The 19,259-nt window shown below is 66.6% G+C and carries 20 protein-coding genes and 1 other RNA gene; 14 read left to right on the top strand and 7 right to left on the bottom strand.

The annotated features are described in order from the left end of the window. Positions 1 to 13: 13 nt before the first annotated feature. From ON45_RS21295 to ON45_RS08410, 6 genes are all read left to right on the top strand, one after another. On the top strand, positions 14 to 1,552 hold the full coding sequence (locus ON45_RS21295) for a Ppx/GppA phosphatase family protein (RefSeq protein ID WP_051062741.1): 1,539 nt from the start codon (positions 14 to 16) through the stop codon (positions 1,550 to 1,552). A 64-nt stretch (positions 1,553 to 1,616) separates the two neighbouring features. Continuing rightward, positions 1,617 to 2,954, top strand: a complete 1,338-nt coding sequence (locus ON45_RS08430; RefSeq protein ID WP_040493220.1) for an APC family permease — start codon at positions 1,617 to 1,619, stop codon at positions 2,952 to 2,954. Between the two features lie 18 nt (positions 2,955 to 2,972). Further along, complete coding sequence (locus ON45_RS08425) at positions 2,973 to 4,307, top strand: chloride channel protein (protein WP_158412291.1); 1,335 nt, start codon at positions 2,973 to 2,975, stop codon at positions 4,305 to 4,307. A 60-nt stretch (positions 4,308 to 4,367) separates the two neighbouring features. Continuing rightward, positions 4,368 to 5,168, top strand: a complete 801-nt coding sequence (ppk2, locus tag ON45_RS08420; RefSeq protein WP_040493203.1) for a polyphosphate kinase 2 — start codon at positions 4,368 to 4,370, stop codon at positions 5,166 to 5,168. A gap of 103 nt (positions 5,169 to 5,271) precedes the next feature. Further along, on the top strand, positions 5,272 to 5,709 hold the full coding sequence (locus ON45_RS08415) for a DUF6325 family protein (RefSeq protein WP_173400692.1): 438 nt from the start codon (positions 5,272 to 5,274) through the stop codon (positions 5,707 to 5,709). Positions 5,710 to 5,741: 32 nt separating this feature from the next. Then, the gene (locus ON45_RS08410) at positions 5,742 to 6,038 is read left to right on the top strand and encodes an SHOCT domain-containing protein (RefSeq protein WP_040493202.1); all 297 of its coding nucleotides are present in this window, start codon (positions 5,742 to 5,744) and stop codon (positions 6,036 to 6,038) included. Between the two features lie 30 nt (positions 6,039 to 6,068). Here the strand turns inward: ON45_RS08410 and ON45_RS08405 are convergent, their stop codons facing one another. Further along, complete coding sequence (locus tag ON45_RS08405; RefSeq protein WP_040493201.1) at positions 6,069 to 7,007, bottom strand: formylglycine-generating enzyme family protein; 939 nt, start codon at positions 7,005 to 7,007, stop codon at positions 6,069 to 6,071. Positions 7,008 to 7,053: 46 nt separating this feature from the next. Then, positions 7,054 to 7,578 carry a hypothetical protein gene (locus ON45_RS08400; protein WP_148288586.1) on the bottom strand — a complete coding sequence of 175 codons (525 nt, stop codon included), beginning with the start codon at positions 7,576 to 7,578 and terminating at the stop codon, positions 7,054 to 7,056. Positions 7,579 to 7,713: 135 nt separating this feature from the next. Here ON45_RS08400 and ON45_RS21290 point away from each other — a divergent pair, with 135 nt between their 5' ends. The 4 genes from ON45_RS21290 to ON45_RS21285 are packed head-to-tail and all read left to right on the top strand — an operon-like array spanning position 7,714 to position 11,237. Continuing rightward, entirely contained in the window at positions 7,714 to 8,616 is a 903-nt protein-coding gene (locus tag ON45_RS21290) for a phosphatase PAP2 family protein (RefSeq protein ID WP_051062740.1), read from the top strand. Continuing rightward, positions 8,606 to 9,556, top strand: coding sequence for a diacylglycerol/lipid kinase family protein (locus tag ON45_RS08390; RefSeq protein ID WP_051062739.1), 951 nt, complete (start codon positions 8,606 to 8,608; stop codon positions 9,554 to 9,556). Before ON45_RS21290 ends, ON45_RS08390 begins: the two co-directional genes overlap by 11 nt. Next, a complete protein-coding gene (locus ON45_RS08385; RefSeq protein WP_040493199.1) occupies positions 9,553 to 10,449 on the top strand; it encodes a DUF1206 domain-containing protein in 897 nt (298 codons plus the stop codon). Before ON45_RS08390 ends, ON45_RS08385 begins: the two co-directional genes overlap by 4 nt. Beyond that, positions 10,446 to 11,237, top strand: coding sequence for a phosphatase PAP2 family protein (locus ON45_RS21285; protein WP_051062738.1), 792 nt, complete (start codon positions 10,446 to 10,448; stop codon positions 11,235 to 11,237). The genes ON45_RS08385 and ON45_RS21285 overlap by 4 nt, the downstream gene beginning before the upstream one ends. Positions 11,238 to 11,252: 15 nt before the next feature. Here ON45_RS21285 and ON45_RS08375 read toward each other — a convergent pair whose 3' ends face one another. The 3 genes from ON45_RS08375 to ON45_RS08365 are packed head-to-tail and all read right to left on the bottom strand — an operon-like array spanning position 11,253 to position 14,562. Then, on the bottom strand, positions 11,253 to 12,377 hold the full coding sequence (locus ON45_RS08375) for an AI-2E family transporter (RefSeq protein WP_040493198.1): 1,125 nt from the start codon (positions 12,375 to 12,377) through the stop codon (positions 11,253 to 11,255). After that, on the bottom strand, positions 12,374 to 12,826 hold the full coding sequence (locus tag ON45_RS23030) for a hypothetical protein (RefSeq protein WP_040493197.1): 453 nt from the start codon (positions 12,824 to 12,826) through the stop codon (positions 12,374 to 12,376). The genes ON45_RS08375 and ON45_RS23030 overlap by 4 nt, the downstream gene beginning before the upstream one ends. Then, a complete protein-coding gene (locus ON45_RS08365) occupies positions 12,823 to 14,562 on the bottom strand; it encodes a SulP family inorganic anion transporter (RefSeq protein ID WP_206537665.1) in 1,740 nt (579 codons plus the stop codon). The genes ON45_RS23030 and ON45_RS08365 overlap by 4 nt, the downstream gene beginning before the upstream one ends. Positions 14,563 to 14,744: 182 nt before the next feature. Between ON45_RS08365 and ON45_RS21280 the strand changes: the two genes are divergently transcribed. The 3 genes from ON45_RS21280 to ON45_RS08355 all read left to right on the top strand — a co-directional run bounded on the left by ON45_RS21280 (position 14,745) and on the right by ON45_RS08355 (position 16,175). Further along, positions 14,745 to 15,686 carry a helix-turn-helix domain-containing protein gene (locus ON45_RS21280; protein ID WP_148288585.1) on the top strand — a complete coding sequence of 314 codons (942 nt, stop codon included), beginning with the start codon at positions 14,745 to 14,747 and terminating at the stop codon, positions 15,684 to 15,686. A gap of 122 nt (positions 15,687 to 15,808) precedes the next feature. Further along, entirely contained in the window at positions 15,809 to 15,949 is a 141-nt protein-coding gene (locus ON45_RS23025; RefSeq protein ID WP_158412289.1) for a hypothetical protein, read from the top strand. Next, entirely contained in the window at positions 15,933 to 16,175 is a 243-nt protein-coding gene (locus ON45_RS08355; RefSeq protein WP_040493196.1) for a hypothetical protein, read from the top strand. Before ON45_RS23025 ends, ON45_RS08355 begins: the two co-directional genes overlap by 17 nt. 1 nt (position 16,176) lies before the next feature. Here the strand turns inward: ON45_RS08355 and ON45_RS08350 are convergent, their stop codons facing one another. After that, positions 16,177 to 17,082 carry a bile acid:sodium symporter family protein gene (locus ON45_RS08350; RefSeq protein WP_051062736.1) on the bottom strand — a complete coding sequence of 302 codons (906 nt, stop codon included), beginning with the start codon at positions 17,080 to 17,082 and terminating at the stop codon, positions 16,177 to 16,179. A gap of 185 nt (positions 17,083 to 17,267) precedes the next feature. On the opposite strand from ON45_RS08350, the gene ON45_RS08345 reads away from it, so the two are divergent. After that, positions 17,268 to 18,629 (top strand): sulfatase-like hydrolase/transferase, encoded by a 1,362-nt coding sequence (locus tag ON45_RS08345; RefSeq protein WP_040493195.1) that lies wholly within the window; start codon positions 17,268 to 17,270, stop codon positions 18,627 to 18,629. A 153-nt stretch (positions 18,630 to 18,782) separates the two neighbouring features. Here the strand turns inward: ON45_RS08345 and ssrA are convergent. Next, positions 18,783 to 19,166, bottom strand: a transfer-messenger RNA (tmRNA) gene (gene ssrA, locus ON45_RS22155). Positions 19,167 to 19,259: the final 93 nt, after the last annotated feature.

The raw sequence follows: 19,259 nt of genomic DNA, 5'->3' as shown, positions 1-19,259 counted from the left end.
GGAGGACGGAGCAATGAACAGTTCGGAGAACCCGGCTGTGAAGTTCCCGGCCGGAGTGGTCCCGCGCTGGGAATGGCGGGTGGTCGGGAGCCGGTTCGATGCCGCCGATCGCGTGCTGGACGGACGACAATCGGAGCGTGTCGATACCAGCCACGAGCGCTACTTCGTGTCTGCCCGGAGCAATGCGTCGGTCAAGCTCCGCGGTGGACTGTTGGACATGAAGCTGCGTCTCGACGTCGACGATCGAGGGCTCGAACTCTGGGCGCCGGCGCTCTCCGCCGAGTTCCCGCTCTCCGCTGACGACCTGGCCACGATCCTCGCCGGGCTCGGTTCGGCGATGCCGTCGCGACCGGGGCCGTGCTCCCTGGATGGGCTCGTCGACCTCAGTGAGTCACGCGATGACCTGATGGTCGTGGCGGTCAGCAAGAAACGACGGCATTTCCGAGTCGACGGGTGCATGGTCGAGATGACCGACATCACCATCGACGGAAACGTGGGACGGAGCGTCACGATCGAGTCGCCGGACGCAACCCAGGTGATGGACACGCTGTTCCGACTCGGCCTCGGCGATCGACCGAACATCAGCATGGCGCGAGGCATCAAGGCGCTCCTCGGGTTCGGGTCGTCTCGGCTCGCGGTCATCGACGTCGGGACGAACTCGGTGAAGTACCACTTGGAGGAACGCGACGCGGATGGGACGTCGTCGACACTGGCGGACCGTGCCGAGGTGACCCGTCTCGGCGAGAACCAGTCCGACGACGGCGTCCTCGACGCCGCGGCGGTGGAGCGTACGGTCGAGGCGATTCGGGCGATGGTGACCGACGCGCGCGACCTCGGACCCGTCGACATCGTCGGAATCGGCACCGCCGGATTGCGCCAGGCGCCCAACCGCTCCTCGGTGATCGACGCCGTACGCGACCGAGTGGCTGTCGACATCGAAGCGATCTCGGGTCCGGAGGAGGCTCGCCTCGCGTACCTCGCCGCAACATCGGCTCTCCCGACCGTGCACGGAAACCGAGCCGTGTTCGATTCGGGAGGCGGAAGCACCCAGTTCACGTTCGGTCGTGGGGACCGCATCGACGAGCAGTTCAGCGTGGATGTCGGCGCAGTACGGGTCGCTGAGGAGTTCGGACTGGCGGGTGCCGTTTCGCCGGCGACGCTCGAGGAGGTGTTGGTCTCGATCGCTTCACGACTGGCTCGTCTCGACGGCCGGACCCGGCCGGACGGGATCATCGCCATCGGCGGGACCGCGACGAATCTCGCCGCTGTGGCCCACGGCCTCGCCGAGTACGACCCCGACGTGGTTCACGGGACGGTCGTCGATCTCGCTGAACTCGATCGGCAGATCGAGATGTACAGGAGCCGCAGCGCCGACGAACGACGAACTGTCGCCGGTCTCCAGACGGCGCGAGCGGAGGTGATCCTCGGCGGCGTCTGCATCGTGCGGGCCATCCTGACCGCACTCGGTCACGATGCGATGACCGTGAGCGATCGTGGTCTCCGACACGGCGTGGTGATCGATCGATTCGGGCCCGCGGCAACCACGATCTGAGGTCTGTCGGTCCACCCCGGCGGGGGTGGGGAGCGACCACCCGCCCCGCGCGGAGGATGAACCGATGACGAGCGCTGACACGCCCGCGCCATCTGCGCACGCGATCGGAATCCGCCAGGCGGCCTTCATCGGAGTGGGTGCAATGGTCGGCGCCGGGATCTTCTCGTTGCTGGGTGCCGCCGGTGAGGTTGCCGGTGCAGCCGTCTGGATCTCGTTTCTCTTCGCCGGCGTGATCGCCCTCCTGCAGGGCTATTCGTTCGCACGCCTCGGGGCGCGGTACCCCACCGCGGGCGGCATGCTCGAGTACGTCCGACGCGGGTACGGCGACGGGCATGTCACGGGCATCATCGCCTGGCTGTTGTTGGCCACCAACGCGATCATCACCGGAATGGTCGCCGTGTCGTTCGGGAGCTACGCCAGCGCGGCCGTCACCGACTCCACCGACAACGAGTTCGCGATCAAGTGCTTCGCGGTACTCGTCGTCGTCGTGATGACCGGCCTGAACCTGTTCGGTTCCACGGTGGTGGCCCATGCCCAGACCGTCGTCGTCTACGTCGTGATCGGCATCCTGTCGCTGTTCGCGATCACCACACTGGTCAACATCGATCCCGACCTGCTCGCCTTCTCGGGCTATCCGTCCGTGCGCGACATCGTCTCCAGCGTCGCGTTGACCTTCTTCGCCTTCCTCGGGTTCGGCGTGATCACCTTCACGGCCAAGGACCTGCGCGATCCGTCCCGTCAGCTTCCCAAAGCGATGTATCTGGCACTGGGTCTCGCACTCACGGTGTATGTCGCGGTCGCCCTCGGTGTGTTCGGGACGCTGAGCGTCCAGGAGGTCATCGACTCGGGTGGCACCGCGATCGCGGTCGCGGCTGAGCCGACGCTCGGCCAGGCGGGGTACTGGCTCATGAGTGTGACCGCGCTGTTCGCCACGGCGGGGGCGACCAATGCGGGCCTGTATCCCGCGGCGGGGCTCTGCGACGAGATGGCGTTGCTCGGTCAGTTTCCGCCCTGGCTCGGGTCGCGCGTCGCCGACCACGCCCCGATGGGATTGGTGCTCACGGCGATCGCATCGAGTGTGCTCGCCGTCGGCTTCGACCTCAGTGCGATCGCCTCGATCGGTAGTGCGATCGCCCTGCTCGTGTTCGCGATGGTGTCGATCGGGCACCTGCGCGTCCGGGGCGAGACGGGAGCGAACATGGGCATGCTCCTGCTCGCGATCGGAACGACAGCCGCGGTGTTGATCACCTTCGCGGTGACGACTCTGGTCGACGAGCCGGGTACGGCCGTGGCGTTGGTCGTCATCATCGTGATGAGCATCGTCCTCGATGCGGTGTGGAAGTCGCGTCGCAAGAGTGGACCGATCGCCGCGACCGTCCCGAACGAGGCGCCGGCAACCTAGATCATGCAGTCTCGCGAGATGCCCGACCCCGCTGTCTCGCCCGTCGATCCTCAGGCGGTGATCCGCAGCAGGGAGTACATCCGCTTCCTGCTGCTCTCCGCGGTGGTCGGATTGGCTGCATCGCTGGTTGCGTGGTGCTTCCTCACACTCACGCCGTGGATCCAACAGCGCGTGTTCGAGGACCTGCCGGACGTCATCGGGTTCGACGGTCCTCCGCGGTGGTGGCCCATCCCGGTCTTGGCCGTTGCGGGCCTCGTGACGGCGCTCGCGATCACCCGTCTCCCGGGACGAGGCGGTTCGGTGCCGGCCGAAGGGATGGGTTCCGGGCCTCCGACCCGCTACGTCGACCTCCCGGGAGTCATCCTCGCCGGATTGGCGACGCTCGGGCTCGGACTCGTCCTGGGTCCGTCTGCTCCCGTCATCGCCATCGGGGCTGGACTCGGTCTGCTCGTGCTGCACGCGGTCCAGCGGGACGCCCCGCACCAGGCGCTCATGGTCATGTCGGCCGCCGGAAGCTGCGCGGCGTTCGCGATGGTCTTCCGTTCCCCGTTGGTCAGCGCCATCGTGATCCTGGAGGCGATCGGGCTCGCGGGGCCACTGGTGCCCGTGGTGCTGCTTCCGTGCCTGATCGGCGCCGGCGTGGGATCGGTCGTCTACCTGGGACTGGGCTACATCACCGGCCTCAGCGTCGACGCCTACGCTCTGTACCCGCTGCAGCTGACCGCCATGGGTGACCTGACCGTGGTTCAGATCGCCTGGACGATCCCACTGGCGATCCTTGCCGCGGCGGCAGCATTTCTCGTCGTCACCGGTGGGCGGTTGGTGTTGCGATTCGTGTCGCCCCGGCCGCTGCTGCTCCTTCCCGTCGTCGGCATCGCCGTGGCCGCCCTGGCCGTCCTCTTCACGCGAACCGGGGAGACCTCGTATGCCGTGCTCTTCTCGGGCTCGAAGGCGTTGGTTCCCGTCGTCGACGGGGCCGCCACGATTCCTGCTGCCACGTTGGGATGGCTGCTCGTGCTCAAGGGAGTGGCGTGGAGCCTGTCGATGGGCGCGTTCCGGGGTGGCGGCGTCTTCCCCGCGATCTTCCTCGGGACCGTCGGCGGGCTGCTGGCCGACCGGCTGCCGGGTCTCCCACAGGGAGCGGCGGTGGCGATCGTGCTGTCCGCGGCGGTCGTGTCGGTGATGCGGCTCCCGCTGTCGTCGGTCGTCATTGCGACCGGGCTCGTGTCCGGCGCCGGAGCGGCATCCGCGACTCTCGTGGTGATCTCCGTGGTGGTCGCCTACATCGCGGTCGACAAGATCTTCGATCGGCGAGGCGTCGATTCGCGTGCGGTCGCCGAGCCGGTGGCGTGACGTCGGTTCCACCCGCGCGCGGGTGATGCCGCCCGTCGGGCGGAGGTTCAGAGTGGGGCCGTGGGAAAGAAAACTCGATCAGGACCCGACAAGCTGTCACGCAAGGCGTACGAGCGCGAACTCAAACGGCTCCACGCCGAACTCGTGGCACTCCAGGAGTGGGTGAAGGCGACCGGCGCGAAGGTCTGCGTCGTGTTCGAGGGTCGCGACTCGGCTGGCAAGGGCGGAACGATCAAGGCGATCACCGCCAAGGTGAGCCCGAGGGTGTTCCGGGTCGTGGCACTTCCCGCACCGACCGAACGCGAGAAGTCGCAGATGTACATCCAGCGCTACGTGCCGCACCTTCCGGCGGCCGGGGAAGTCGTGATCTTCGATCGCAGCTGGTACAACCGCGCCGGAGTCGAACGGGTGATGGGATTCTGCAGCGAGGACGACACCGAGCGCTTCCTGCGAATGGTTCCGGATGTGGAGCGCGCCATGGTCGACTCGGGAATCATTCTTCTCAAGTACTGGCTCGAGGTGGGTGAGCAGGAGCAGACCAAGCGGCTCCAGTCGCGCATCGACGATCCGCGCAAGATCTGGAAGCTGTCCGACATGGATCTCCGGTCGTACACCATGTGGTACGACTTCGGTGAAGCCCGCGACGACATGATCACGGCGACGCACAGCGGCTGGGCGCCCTGGAGCGTCGTTCGCACCGACGACAAGCGACGCGGCCGACTCAACCTGATCACCCACCTGCTGAGCCAGTTGCCCTATGAACCGCTCGACCCGCTCACGGTCGAGCTCCCCGAGCGGCCGGCGCCCTCCGAGCACGTCGAGATCGACCTCACCCCGTACACCGTCCCGACGGTCTTCTGACCAGCAACGATCGTCGAGCCACCCCGCACCGGGTAGAGCGCGCCTACCCGAGCTGGGTGAACGATGGCGTCAGCACACCGACCACGCAGCACGGAGGATCAAGATGTCGGACGAAGACGTGACCATGGGACCGATCAGCTATCTGATCGTCGAGTTCCCCGAGAACAAGATGACCGGTGAGGGCTTGCAGAGTCTGATCGACCTCGTGGATCAGGGGATCATCAGGATCCTCGACCTCGAGTTCGTGACCCGCCGTGATGACGGGTCCGTGGCCGCGCTGTCGCTGCACGAGATCGACGGGGGTGATTTCGATCTCAGCGTGTTCGAGGGAGCGTCGAGTGGGATGCTCGACCAATCGGACCTCGACGATGCCCGAGACTCGATCGCGATCGGTGCGTCCGCGGGGATCCTGATCTTCGAGAATCGGTGGGCGGCAGACTTCGTCACCGGGATGCGCAATGGTGGCGGCCAGCTGGTGGCGGCCGGCTACATCCCGCTGACTGACGTGCTCGACTCGCTGGACGCGACCGAGTCGGTCTGACCGAAGAACGATCACGAGAACGGAGAACAACCATGCCCAGATTGCTTCGAGGAATGGCCCGCACCGCAGTGATTGCCGGAACGGCGACGGCGGTGTCGAACCGCGTGTCGCGCCGACAGGCCAACCGGTGGACACAACAGGCCGAACCGCAGTACGCCCAACAGCCGCAATACGCGCCTGAACCGCATTACGCGCCGGAACCGCAGGCACCGGCCACGCAGTCGTCGGTCCCGATCGAGCAGCTGAAGCAGCTCGCCGATCTCATGGAGCAGGGGATTCTCACCAAAGAAGAATTCGCGGCGCAGAAGGCCAAGCTGCTCGGAACCTGAGTCGAGGTCCGCCGCGATGACGGAGCGACGTCAGGCGGCGACGCGGAATCCGATGTTGCCCGTGGTGCTGTCGGGGCTGTTCGCGCTCCGCGCGTCGACTCGATAGCGCCAGCAGTAGCTCTCGTGACAGAGGTACGACCCGCCGCGCATCACCCGCGCGCGCCCGCCGTTCGGACCTGCCGGATCCTGCGCTGCTGAACGCGCGTAGTAGCCGGGATCGAACCAGTCCGAGCACCACTCCCACACGTTGCCGGTCATCTCGTGGAGGCCGTGGCCGTTCGGAGGGAACGAGCCGACCGGGCACGTGCCGACGAAGCCGTCCTCGCCGTCGTCGCCCTGGGGGAACTGCCCTTGGTACACGTTCATGCGGTGCTCGCCGTCCGGTTCCCGCTCGTCGCCCCACGGGAAATGCGAACCATCGAGACCCCCGCGCGCCGCGTACTCCCACTCCGCTTCGGTCGGCAACCGGGTGCCGCTCCACGTGCAGTACGCCACTGCATCGAGCCAGCTGACGTGGATGACCGGGTGGTCGCCGCGGTCGTCCACATTGCTCTGCGGGCCCTCGGGACGCCGCCAGTCCGCGGCGAGCACCTCGCGCCACCACGGCGCCGCGGCCACGCCGCGGGTATCGGGGAACTCGTCCGGGAGGAGCCCAGCGAACACGAACGAGTTGCCGAACTGCTGGGCGGTCGTGCGGTAGCCGGTCGCGTCGACGAAGGTGGCGAACTGATCGTTGGTGACCGGGTGCCGGCCGATCGAGAACGGGCTCAGCTCCACTCGATGCTCGGGGCCTTCGCCGTCGTCCGGGTACCCACGTGGATCGTTCGTGCCCATCGTGAACGTTCCGCCGGGGAGAGCGATCAGATCGAGACCGTCACGTGTCGCGCCGGCGACCCCGCTGACCCCCGCGGTCGGTGGCGAGATGGTCGCGTCGTCGGATTCTCGCGACGGTCCACAGCAGGAGGCCATGCGATCAGTGTCGCGTATCGACGGGGATCAGACCCCAGTCGATGCGTCAGGCAGGGATCGGGCGACGCCGCGCGCGTGAACTCGTCCAGGCCGTCCGCGTCGACAGGTACGAACCGTCCGCCGTGAGTGCGGTGACATGGGTGCAACTGATCCAGAGTGCGCGGACGCCGGTCCAGGCGGGATCCGCGACGAAATGGGGGTCGACGAGCGTTTCGGAGCGGAACAGCCGACTGCGGGCGACGTCGATGGTCCAATACGCGTCGCGCGTCGAGAGTCGGACCCACCCCGGGGCGAGCACCTCGGCGACGCCTGGCTCGCTGGCGAGCGATGGGGTTGTGTCGTCGTGGCGGGGCCGGAACCAGAGGAGGTCGTCGCTGTCGGTCTCGTGGTCGAGATCCACCATCACCAGGGCACCCGCGGTCACGGCGGAAGCGGCGGCGTCGACCAGGACGTGGGTCGTGTCGAGTTCGACCCGTTGGGCGGGCCGGATCACGACGAGGTCGTCGGCCATGGACACGAGAACGCCGGACTCACCTTCGTCCGGCGTGGGGTTCGTCGGGGGAAATTGCATGAGCACACCTCCTCAGGTCCCACCCGATTCTGATCTCGCTCGATGACAGAACCGCGACGAAATCGTTCCAACACCGTGCGCATTCCGCCACTCTCTGCGCGTTTGGCCGCAATGTGATCGGGGTACGACACTCGGATGTCGACGTTGCTCGCGGTTCTGCTTGCCGGTCTGGTGGGCGCCGCCGTGCTCATCGGGATCGCCGCCGTGCGCGGACGGCCCGCTCACCTCGACGACCCGGTCGACGCCGAACGGACCGATCACTGGCTCGTCGAGCGGGTGGCCAGGCACCCTCGACTGCACCGACTCCTCGTCCACGCCGATCGACGCGTCGTCGGGGGAGTGGCCGTGGCGGTCTGTTTCGGCGTGATCCTCGTGGCGGGCCTGTTCATCGGCTGGGTGTTCGACACGGTCGACACGGACAGTGGGTTCGCGCGGTGGGATCAATCCGTCGCCGACTGGGGGCCGGAACACGCAACCGACGGCGTCGCCTCGTTCATGAAGGTCGTCACCGATCTCGGCGGCACGTCCGTGTTGCTCGCGCTGATGACAGTGATCGGGTTGATCGACTGGCGCCGTCGCAAGGACGCCACCTCACTGTGGTTCCTCCTGACCGTCGGGATCGGCGTCGTGATCGTCAACAACGCACTCAAGCTGTGGATCGACCGACAGCGCCCACCCGTCGATCACCTGGTCACCGCAGCGGGATCGTCGTTTCCCTCGGGACATTCCGCGGCGTCTGCGGCGTGTTGGATGGCGATCGCGCTCGTGGTCGGCCGCGGGTTTCCGCCACGGGTTCGGCCCTGGTTGTTCGCCCTCGCGGCGGCGATCGCATGCCTGGTCGCATCGAGCCGCACGCTGCTCGGGGTGCACTGGGTCACCGACGTGGTGGCCGGTCTCACCGTCGGGTGGGCATGGTTCTTCGTCGTCGCGGTCATCTTCGGCGGACGGTTGCAACGCTTCGGCGAGCCGGTCGACGAACTCGCCGCGACACCCGTCGCGAACGAATCCGAACTGAACGGAGCCCGCAATGGGAGCTGATGGATCGACGTCCGACGGACGGCCGGTGACGGTCGGCGTGATCGTCAACGAGGGCAAGGAACTCGGAGGTGGTCTCGAGGAGTTGCGGTCGGCGCTGGCCGACGCCGGGCATCCGGATCCTCCGTGGTACGAGGTGTCGAAGAGCAAGAAGGCGCCCAAGAAGATCCGCAAACTCGTCGAGGAGCACGGTGTCGACCGGGTCCTGATGTGGGGCGGCGACGGAACGGTTCGGCGAGCGATCAACACGATCATCGACGAGGGATACGACGACGTCGCCATCGGCATCCTGCCGGCAGGGACGGCCAACCTGCTCGCCAACAACCTCGACATCCCGATCGACCTCCGCGGAGCGGTCGACATCGCGGTGAGCGGCGATCCGCGTGCGATCGATGTCGGTGAGATGAACGGCACGTACTTCGCCGTCATGGCGGGAACCGGCTTCGACGCGATGTTGATTCGCGACGCCGACGACGGAGATCTCAAGGAACGCTTCGGTCGTGTCGGCTATGTCGTGGCCGGGATGCGCAATCGAGACGTGAGTCCGGCGCACGCCGTGATCGAAGTCGATGGGAAGCCGTGGTACACGGGAGATGCGAGCTGCGTGATCGTCGCGAACATCGGCACGATTCTCGGTGGGCTCGAGGCGTTTCCCGACGCGTCGCCGACCGACGGTCGCCTCGATGTGGGAGTCGTCGAGGCGCGGTCGTCGACCGAGTGGCTGCGGTTGCTCACCAGCGCGACCTTCAAGCGGGCACACAAGTCCCCGCTCACCAAGGTGGTCACCGCCGAGAAGTTGACGGTCTCGCTCGACCGGTCCCTCCCGTGGGAGGTCGATGGTGGCGACCGAGACCGCACGAACGAGTTCGAGATCCGATGCGTGCCACAGGCGATCCGAATCTGCCAACCGTGGACCGCCGACACAGGGGAGAAAGCACCATGAGCACCACAGCACACGACACGACCGGAAACGAGGATGTCGGTGTCGAGCGGGCCGAGGAGTTCGCTCGCGAGCACCCTGCGGTCGTCAAGTTCGCACGCGTCGGATGGATCGCGAAGGGCGTCGTGTACGCGCTCACCGGGATCCTGGCCCTCCTGATCGGGGTTCGGGCGTCCGACGGGTCGACATCCGACGGTGGCAGCGATCAGGAAGCGAGCCAGACCGGGGCGATCGCCCGCATCGCCGAGAATCCGGCCGGTGTGGCCGTGCTCTGGGTGGTGGCGATCGGGCTCGTCACCTATTCGCTGTGGCGGATCGCGAGCGTCCTGCTGCCGGCGGACAACGACTTGAAAGGGTGGCTGACACGCGGTGGATACCTGGTCAGCGCCGTCACCTACCTCCTGTTGGCGTGGACCGCGGTGACGTTCGCCCGCCAACCGTCGAAGTCCGGCGAGAGCAGTGAGGACAGCAAGGTCGAGAGCTTCACGCGCGACTTCATGACCAACAGTGCCGGGCGAGCCCTGATCTTCGTGATCGGTGCGATCCTGATCGTGATCGCTGCGGTGTTCCTCTGGAAAGCGATCAGCGCCTCGTTCGAGTCACAGTTGATGCCGGGCAGCGTCGGTCCGGTGTCGCACCAGATGTTGGTCGTGCTCGGACGCATCGGATGGGTGGGTCGCGCCGCCATGATGTCGCTGATCGGCTTCTTCCTCGCACGATCGGCGATCCGGTTCGACCCCGACGACGCCCAGGGCCTCGACGGGTCACTCCGCAAAGCGGCCTCGTCCGGACTCGGCACGTGGCTCGTCGTCGCGGTTGGTGCAGGCCTGTTGCTGTACGGGATCTTCTGTGCGCTGAGCGCGCCGAAGCGCCGGTTGGTGGGAGCCGATTCATGACCGCCGCCGCACCCCCGACGGAACGATCCGACTCCGAGCCGTGGTGGAAGGCCACGTGGCCGCTCCATCGCGCAGAGTGGATCCAGCTCGGAGTCTCCCTGGCGTTCGTGGTCGTCGGGTTCAGCCTGGTCGGTTGGCTGGCGACCGATGCGTTGGCGCCGAACGCCCTCACGCGATTCGACCAGGACGTGGCCGAACGCTTTGCCTCGGGCCGGACGAACTTCCAGACCGACCTCGCCCACTGGTCCGCCATGCTGGCGGCGACCCACATCAAGATCATCGCCACGGCCGTCTTCGCTGTCGTCGCGACGATGGTCTGGAAACGATGGCACGAGGCGGTGTTCCTCGCGCTGACGCTGATCTTCGAAGCCACCGCATTCGTGATCGTCAGCTTCATCGTCGGTCGTCCCCGTCCCGACGTCGAGCGGCTGCTCGACTCGCCGGTCGATTCGAGTTTTCCGTCCGGTCACGTCGCGGCAGCCACCGTGTACGGCGCGCTCGTCATCATCGTGTTCTGGCACACCCGCAACCGCTGGATCCGCGCGCTGGCGGTGGTCCTGCTCGTGGCCGTGGTGCTGGCCGTCGCGCTCGCCCGGATGTACCAGGGGATGCACTACCTCAGTGACGTCGTCGCCGGGGTCGTGCTGGGAATCGTCTCGCTCGTCATCTGTCTACGGGTTCTCGGGACGCCCGACGACGTCGTGCCGAGACCTGACGAGATCGAGAGCCAGCCGACCGGTTCGGATCGGCGGCGTCAGAGGGTCGCCGACAGCACCGCGAGGTCGTAAGAAGCGAAGACGCGGTCACGCGTCCGGTGGGTCTGGTTCCGTCGTCGATTCGTCGCTCGATGGGAACACTCCCGACGAACGGAGTTCTCGGTACACGTTCGTGCCGATCGCGACGACGGGCGCGGCGAGGATCAGCCCGAGGAGGCCGGCAACGGCTCCGCCGGCCACCGTCGCGATCAACACGATGATCGGATGCATCTTCATCGACGAGCCGATCAGCCGTGGCTCGAGGAGATTCTCGACCACCACGTTCATCACGACGACCGCGACCAGCGCCGCGACGGCGAGCTGCATCCCGCCCTCGGAGAGGGCGACGAGCACGGCGAAGGCCCCGCCGACGAAGGCGCCGAGATACGGAATGAACGCTCCGACGAAGTTGACCAGCGCGATCGTTGCGGGAAGCGGCACCCCCAGTGCGAGCAGCACCACGAACACGAACAGCGCCTGGGCGGCGGCGAGCGCCGTGCGGCCCCGTGCGTTGTCGCGGATCGTCGAGGCCGCCTGGAACAGGATCCGTCGCGCCTGGGCCTGGGAATGTTCCGGTCGACCGGCGAGCCAGCGCTCGACGAAGTGGCGGCCGTCGAGGAGGAGGTAGTAGAGCAGAACGAGCGCGAGGATCAGCCCGGTGATCACGCCGACCGCGGAACCCACGAGCGAGGAGACCTGTGACCCGGCCCCTTCGGCGACGGTGCGCCCTGCCGCGCCCAGATCGACATCGATGTCGTCGAGCGCAGGGATGTCGACCACGTCGCCGAGCTCGGTCCACGCCTGATCGAGTTGATCGGCGAGTTCGTCGGATCGGTCGGCGACGGCGACGACGATGACCACCACCACCGCGACCGCCGCGGCGACGACGAGCAGTGTGAGCATGCCCGCAGCGAGCCGGCGCGGCACGCGATGACGCTCCAGCCAATCGACGACCGGTGCGAACAGGACGGCGGCGACCGCAGCGACGATCAGGGGAACGACGAGTTCGTTCAGCGCCGCGAGGGCAAGGACCACCAACGCAAGGGCCGCGACGATTCCGATGAACGCCCAGGCCCACCGGGCCGATCGCTCGGCCCACGACGGGATTCGTCGTCGCTCCGTCGACGCTGCCCGCCGGGGCCGCACATCCGGATCGGTCGTCGGATCATTCACAGCACGCCGTGCCCGGTCGAGTCGGACGTGGCGGAGGGTGCCGAACGGGCGTCGTCGGGATCTCGACGGCGTGTCATCCACCATGCCGCGACACCGAGCACCGCTACGAGGCCGACGACGGCGATCACCGCGACATCGCCTCCGTCGACGTCGGGGTCGGCGCCGATCACCCCGAGGTCGGCGGCGGTGTCCGTCGTGGTGTCGGCGGGCTCGGTGCCGGGCGGATCCGTCTCCGGCGCCGGTGCCTCCGACTCGGGCGTGTCGTCCTCGTTCTGATCGTCCTCGACGGTTGCCGATCTCGACACGTCATCTGTCGTGACGGTTGCGTACAACGCAGGGCCGGACGCGTCGACCGTCGCCGTGACCGCAGCCCCCGGTGTCGCCAGCGCGACGAAGATCAGGACGGACGAACCCATCGCGATGGATCGTGCGGAAAGGTCGTGCTTCATGTTTCGCCTCGTTCTCCGGACTCGGGATCGTTGTCGACGGCGCGACCGGTCGGCGGAGTCGGCGACCGGTCGGCAATCCACTCGACGGCGTCGGTGTACGCGCGTCGGGTGGACTCACCCACGAACCGGGTGCTCCGGTAGATGTTGTGCTCGCCGATCGCTGCCGTCGCCCCGGTGACACGCAACTGGCGGATCACGCGTCGATTGTCGGTGACGATCATCAGCTTGCTCCCCACGTGACTCAACTCGTCGGCGTAATTCGTGAGCATGTCGAGAAGTGTGACACCTGCGTCGTCTGCTCCGCGGACTCGCAGGATCACGACGGCGTGATCGGACGCCGGTGTGACGGTGGGCATCTGCTCTCCCAACCGGGCCGACGTCGCGAAGAACAGCGCGCCGTACGGGTGCAGGACCACGACCTCGCCGGCCGGCACCTCCTCGGGAGGGTCGACTTCCTCGACCGTGCCGTCGTCGTGGAACAGGACCTGCTTGGTGACGAGGTGGCCCGACTGCTGCACGACGAAGAGGATCACCGCGATCCCGACACCGACGAGCACGGCGAACTGGAGCGGGACGAGCAGGGTCAGGACGAACGTGGTCACCATCGCCGTGAGCGGCACGGTTCCGGTCTTCGCCACCGACACGATCTGGGGGACCCGCACGGTGCCGACGCCGACCACGATGAGCAGCGCGGCGAGCGAGGGCATCGCGATCTGCTCGATCACCCCGCCGAACACCATCACCACGATCGCCATCACGCCCGCAGCGAAGAAGGCGGCCTGTCGACTCCGCGCCCCGGCGGTGACCATCAGCGAACTCGCCGACATCGACCCACCGACCGGCATGCCCTGGAAGAATCCGGCGGCGACGTTGCCGGCGCCTTGTGCCACGAAATCCTGTGATTCGTCGGTAGGGGTCCCGTCGTCGTTCGGGAAACCGGTGGAGACGCCGGCACCCTGGATCAGTCCCACGAATGCCAGGGACAGCGCGGGAACGATCAGTGCCGGAACGTCGCTCAGTACCGGGAGCACCGGGGCGGGTAGTCCGCTCGGAACCGTCGCGATGTCGGCGACCAGTGCGATCTCGTTGTCGAGGGCGGCCAGCACAGCCGCGATCGCGGAGCCGACGAAGACTGCGACGACGAGGCCGAGCGCGCCGAGCGAAGTGCGTTGGAGCATCACGATCAGCACGATCGTGATCACGCCGACCGCCACGGTGGCCAGATCGACCTTCCAGAAGTGCAGTACGAGATCGACCGCCCGGGTGACCCGGTTCGACCCGCTCGCGGCGTAGCCGGTGAAGTCGTCGAGTTGTCCGAGCACGATGTTGACCCCGACCGCGCTGATGAAACCGGTCATCACCGAACTCGAGACGAATCGGAGGAAGGTCCCGAAGCGGAACAGCCCGGCGACGATCATCACCACACCGGTGAGGATGGAGAGGGTGTAGAGCGCACGGATCGGGTCATCGCGGCTGGCCAGGTCGACGTCGCTGATGATGATCGCCATCGCGCCGGTTCCCTGCACGGCCATGAACGCGGTGCTCGTGAACAGTGCCGCTCCGGCGACGCCGAACATGTAGGCGTACAGGCCGGCCACCGGGTTGACACCGGCGAGTAGGCCACTCGCCAGGCCGTCGGGCACGCTCTCGATTCCGAGCACCAGACCGCTCATCGCGTCGTCGCGCGCTCCGCGCCGGGAGAACATCTTCCGGGGTGACTGAATGGGGAAACGCATCGGCGACAGCCTCACTCGCTTCGAGGCATCGGAATGCGCGCGCGGACCGGTCCCATCTCCGGCATCGTGGATCGTCGCGGGTGGGCGGCGCCAGCCGAAACGTGCACAGATGGAAGCCGGGGGACACCCGGATCGGCCGTACACCTGCGCATCACCCCTGGTCAGGGTGCTACGTTCCGGCCGTGCGTGGAACCCACACGGAGTGCGCCCCGGCCATGGAGACGGCGGCAACCGTGCGCGCCGACGATGGCGCCGCGTACGTGATGGCGCTGCCCGGAGCGTCCGGCGAACTCGTTCGGATCACCGGTTCCGATCGTCCCACGGAACTGGTGCTCCGTCGGTTCGGGTCGGTGGCGACCGCCGAGGTCGAGATGGGCTTCACAGTCGCAGGCGAGGCGCGCGCCGACGACGACACCTTGGTCGTCGTCTCGGTGCTCGACACCCCACCTGGCGGAAAATGGGACGGGATCGATCTGCGCGGCGGTTCCACGTTCGTGTACGGGCCAGGCGCCACGCAGGCCGCTCTCGATCCGGCTGGTCTGAGGTATGTGCTCACTGCGGTCCCGTGGGAGTCGATCGAACGCGCGGCGGAGACGCTCGGGCGGCGACCACCGTCGCGCACGCTCCGCTCGATCGTTCCCGCCACTCGACCGGGGTGGGTCTCCGAGTTCGTGACCCAGCAGCGGGGCTCCGAGCCGGCCGAGCAGACCGAGCAGTGGATCGTGCAAGCCATCGTGGAACTCGTGACCCGTCCGAGTGAATCGGACCCGAAGGCCCGCGGCTGGAGCTCACAGGAGATCGTCCGCGAGTGCGTCGCGTTCCTCGAACGAAACGGGACGTGGCGCGCTCCGGTGCTCACCTTGTGTCGTCACGTCGGCGTGTCGGAGCGTCGATTGCAGACCGCATTCACCGACGTCACCGGGGTCGGCGTCGCTGCATTCCTTCGTCAACGGGCGTTGCAGGCCGCCCGACAAGTCCTGATTGAGGCGCCTCCCGACATCGAAACCGTGACCGATGTGGCTGCCGATCACGGTTTCAGTCACGCGGGCCGTTTCGCGGCGATGTACCGCCGAACGTACGGAGAACCCCCGTCCGCAAGCCTCGCTCGATCCAACGTCTGCTGACGCGAGCCACAACGCGTCTCGGTGCGGCGAGCGTGCAGGTTTCGGCTGGATCCGTCCGGGCGGTGCCCGTAGGTTTCCCCGCGCGGCGGGTTGTCCGCTGCACGCCCCCGAGAGGATCCGACATGGGACTGTTCAACGACGACGACGACCAGAATGCCCGCCTCGACGAGGTCGAGCTGCAAGATGAGACCCAGCAGGCCCTGCACCGACTGCGGGACCACCTCGACGGCGCCGTGCAGACCTCTCGTGACGCAGAGCACTGAGCCCGGAGCGATAAACTCCGTCGAACGCATCCAGGCGGCCGAGGAGCAGGTCGCCGAACTGCAAGCGAACCTCGACACCGTGCAGGCCGGGCTGGCTCGTGCCGAGTCGGTGGCGACGGCGGCGCAGGAAGCGCGAGTCAGTTACCGGACGATCCTGATCGTCGGGACGGTGGTGTTGGCGATCGGTGCCGTGGTGGTCATTCGCCGGCGACGCTCGGAGCGCTGACTCACGCCGACGCCGGCTGCGGCGACACGGTTCTCGAGTAACTCGACTCGTCGTCGTTCTGCTTCGAGAAGTACACGGCGGTGAGCAGCCCGGCCACGATCTGGAACAACAGGATCGCGGTGATCGCTCCGAGGATCTCGGGATCGTTGTCGAACGCGATCGCGGCTGCCGCGAACGCCGGCCCCGAGTTGGTGCACGGTTGGACGAGTGCGGCGGCCTGTTTCGTCGGCGACTCGCCGACCGACACGAAGTAGCCGATCGCGATCATCACGATCGACGCCACGAGCGCGGCGACGATCACCTTCGAACCGATGAGGTCGATCACGGTCTCCCAACTCCCGAGGAGAGCTCCGGCCAACACGAAGACGAACGTGATGCTCGACGTCTTCAACGCGAACCGATTCCACTCCAGTGCGCGTTCCTCGGCCCAGTGTCGGGTAAGGATGCCGACCGCGAACGGGATCAACTGCAGCGCGGCGACCGTCTTGATGAGGTCGGCAACGGGGAGTGACACGTCATCGCCGAGGTCGGCGGCAGCGATGATCGCGTTCGCCGTCGGGGCGAACGTGATGCTGCCGATGGAGGCGAGCATCACCTGGAGGACCGCGCCTGACTGGATGTCGGCCTTCGCGGTCATGACGAGCTTCGCGCCGAACGGGGCGCCCGGGCACGCCCACAGCAGGGCCATCGCGATGAACGCCGGTGTGGCCAGGCTGAAGACCTCGGCGGTGCCCCAGCCCACGAGGGGTCGAACGACGAAGCCGACCACGAGCACCGCCACCACCAGCCAGACCTTGGAGAACAACGACGCGATCTGCTCGAAGGTCGTGTTGAAACCGGCGGACAGCATCGTCGTGACGATGAACACGATCAGGACCGTGTTGAAGATGGCTTGGAACGCCTCCATGTCGAACCCCCTGGGTACTCGGACGACAATCGGAACCTAGTGCTGGTCGCCGCGGCGCGATGAGCCTTCCCGGGACCCGCCCCCAAAAAATGCAGGTTTCGGATGGTGACAACCGAGGACGCGCGGGAAGATCGGGCAGCGGTGAAAACAGAATCCACCGCGTTCCCGTACGGAAAGTAGTGGTCATGAGTGAACGTCCGAATTTGTTGTTCTTCCATGTGGACAACATCTCGACCGGTGACTTCGGTTGCTATGGCGGCGGCATCACCCTCGGTGCCGAGACGCCGAACGTCGACCGCTTCGCCGACGACGGGCTGAAGCTCACCAACTACAACGTCGAAGCGCAGTGCACGCCGACGCGCTCGGCGTTGATGACGGGCCGGCACTCGGTGCGGACCGGATGTACGTCGGTGATGCCCGGCAACGGGCTGGTGTCGTGGGAGACCACGATCGCCCAATCGTTGAAGGACATCGGGTACCGCAACGCGATCATGGGCAAGTGGCACTGCGGCAAGGAAGAGGGCCGCTACGCCACCGACCACGGATTCGACTACTGGTACGGGATCGGTGACACGTGGGACGTCGCGATGTGGCCCGACGACAAGTTCTTCAAGCGCACCGATCTCGAACCCGAGTACGTCATCGAGTCGACCGGTCCCGGTCACCTCGAGAACGTCAAGGTCCTCGACCGCGAGGTGCGCAAGGACATCGACCTCGATTTCCTGGAGAAGGGTGAGCAGTGGATGCGCGACTCGGTCGCCGCCGATGAGCCGTTCTTCTTGTACTTCAACCATTCGAACATGCATTTCCCGACGCTGCCGCGCGACGAGTACATCGACTCCTCCGACGGCGGGCCCGTGGCGGACTGCATTCAGATGGTCGACGGCGACTTCGGGCGTCTGCTCGACGTACTCGACGAACTCGGTATCCGCGACAACACGATCGTGATCTTCGCCGGTGACAACGGTCGCGACACCACCTTCCACGCCCCGAACAACCAGGGGTCCGAAGGCAACTGGCGGGGCGGCTACTTCTCGACGTACGAGGGCAACAACCGCACGGTCGGACTGGTCCAGTGGGCCGACAAGCTGCGCACCGGAGCGTCCGACGAGATGTTCCACGTCGTCGACTGGTACCCGACACTGATGCACATCATGGGCCACGGTGAGCATCTGCCCGCCGATCGGGTGCTCGACGGTGTCGACCAGTCCCGGTTCCTCGCCGGCGAACAGGACACGTCCGAACGCGAGCACTTCATGATGTTCTTCGATGAACTCCTCGTCGGGATGCGGTACCGCAATTTCAAGGTGCTCACCCATGTCGTCGAGAACGGTTTCGCACCGATCCAGAAGTTGGCGACACCGCACATCTACAACCTCACCGTGAACCCCGACGAGAACACCCCCTACAACTTCAACGAAGTCCACTCCTGGGTGCTCTACAAGGTGTTCATGCCCAAGGTCGCCGAGTTCCAGGCCTCACTCCAACACGACGCCGTCCCCAAGGGCGCCCCACTCGACTACGACCCCACAGCCCCAGCGCCGTAACTCGATCCGTCGCGACCCGCTGGCTCGTCCGAGCGGTCATGGCGTCGTTCGAGCGACGTTGCTGAGGTGATCGCCGCGAACCGAGAGAGCCTGCGATCAGTTGCGCCGCTCGAGCCGCGCCGGGCCACACGCGACCGCACGGCCACAACCTGATAGTGGAGCTGGGGGGAATCGAACCCCCGTCCATCAGCCGGTGAACGAACTCGCTACGACCATTCCCGACATTGCCTCTGACGCTGAGACACCGACGGGTCGGCTGTCCGCTCGAGGCGGACCACGCTCAGTCTTTCCTGAAAGTCAGCGGTCTTTCTCGCCGTCAGTGGTCTTTCCCACCGTCATCGGCTACTTCTGTTGCCGGGCTGTAGCTGACTGGCCCCGTGCGGCATTTCTGCTCACGATGACTCTTCACTCACCTGAAAATCAGGCGGCGAGAGCGAACTGCTCATCGGCAATTCTGTGGTTTCCCCGTTTAACGAGTCTGAGAAACTCGGGTCGCAAACTCGAACAGCGTTACTGACGTCGAAACCAGTCAGCCCCGTGTATTCGATATGTAGACGTTCCAGGCTACTGCCCGTCGGCCACGAACCCGCGGGAACGGTCCAACTCGTGAACAGTTCGCGCACGGAGCGC

The sequence above is a fragment of the Ilumatobacter nonamiensis YM16-303 genome, from assembly GCF_000350145.1.
Taxonomy (GTDB): Bacteria; Actinomycetota; Acidimicrobiia; order Acidimicrobiales; family Ilumatobacteraceae; genus Ilumatobacter_A; species Ilumatobacter_A nonamiensis.
The sequence above is the reverse complement of the archived record's forward strand: the minus strand, read 5'-3'. Positions and strand labels throughout refer to the sequence as shown.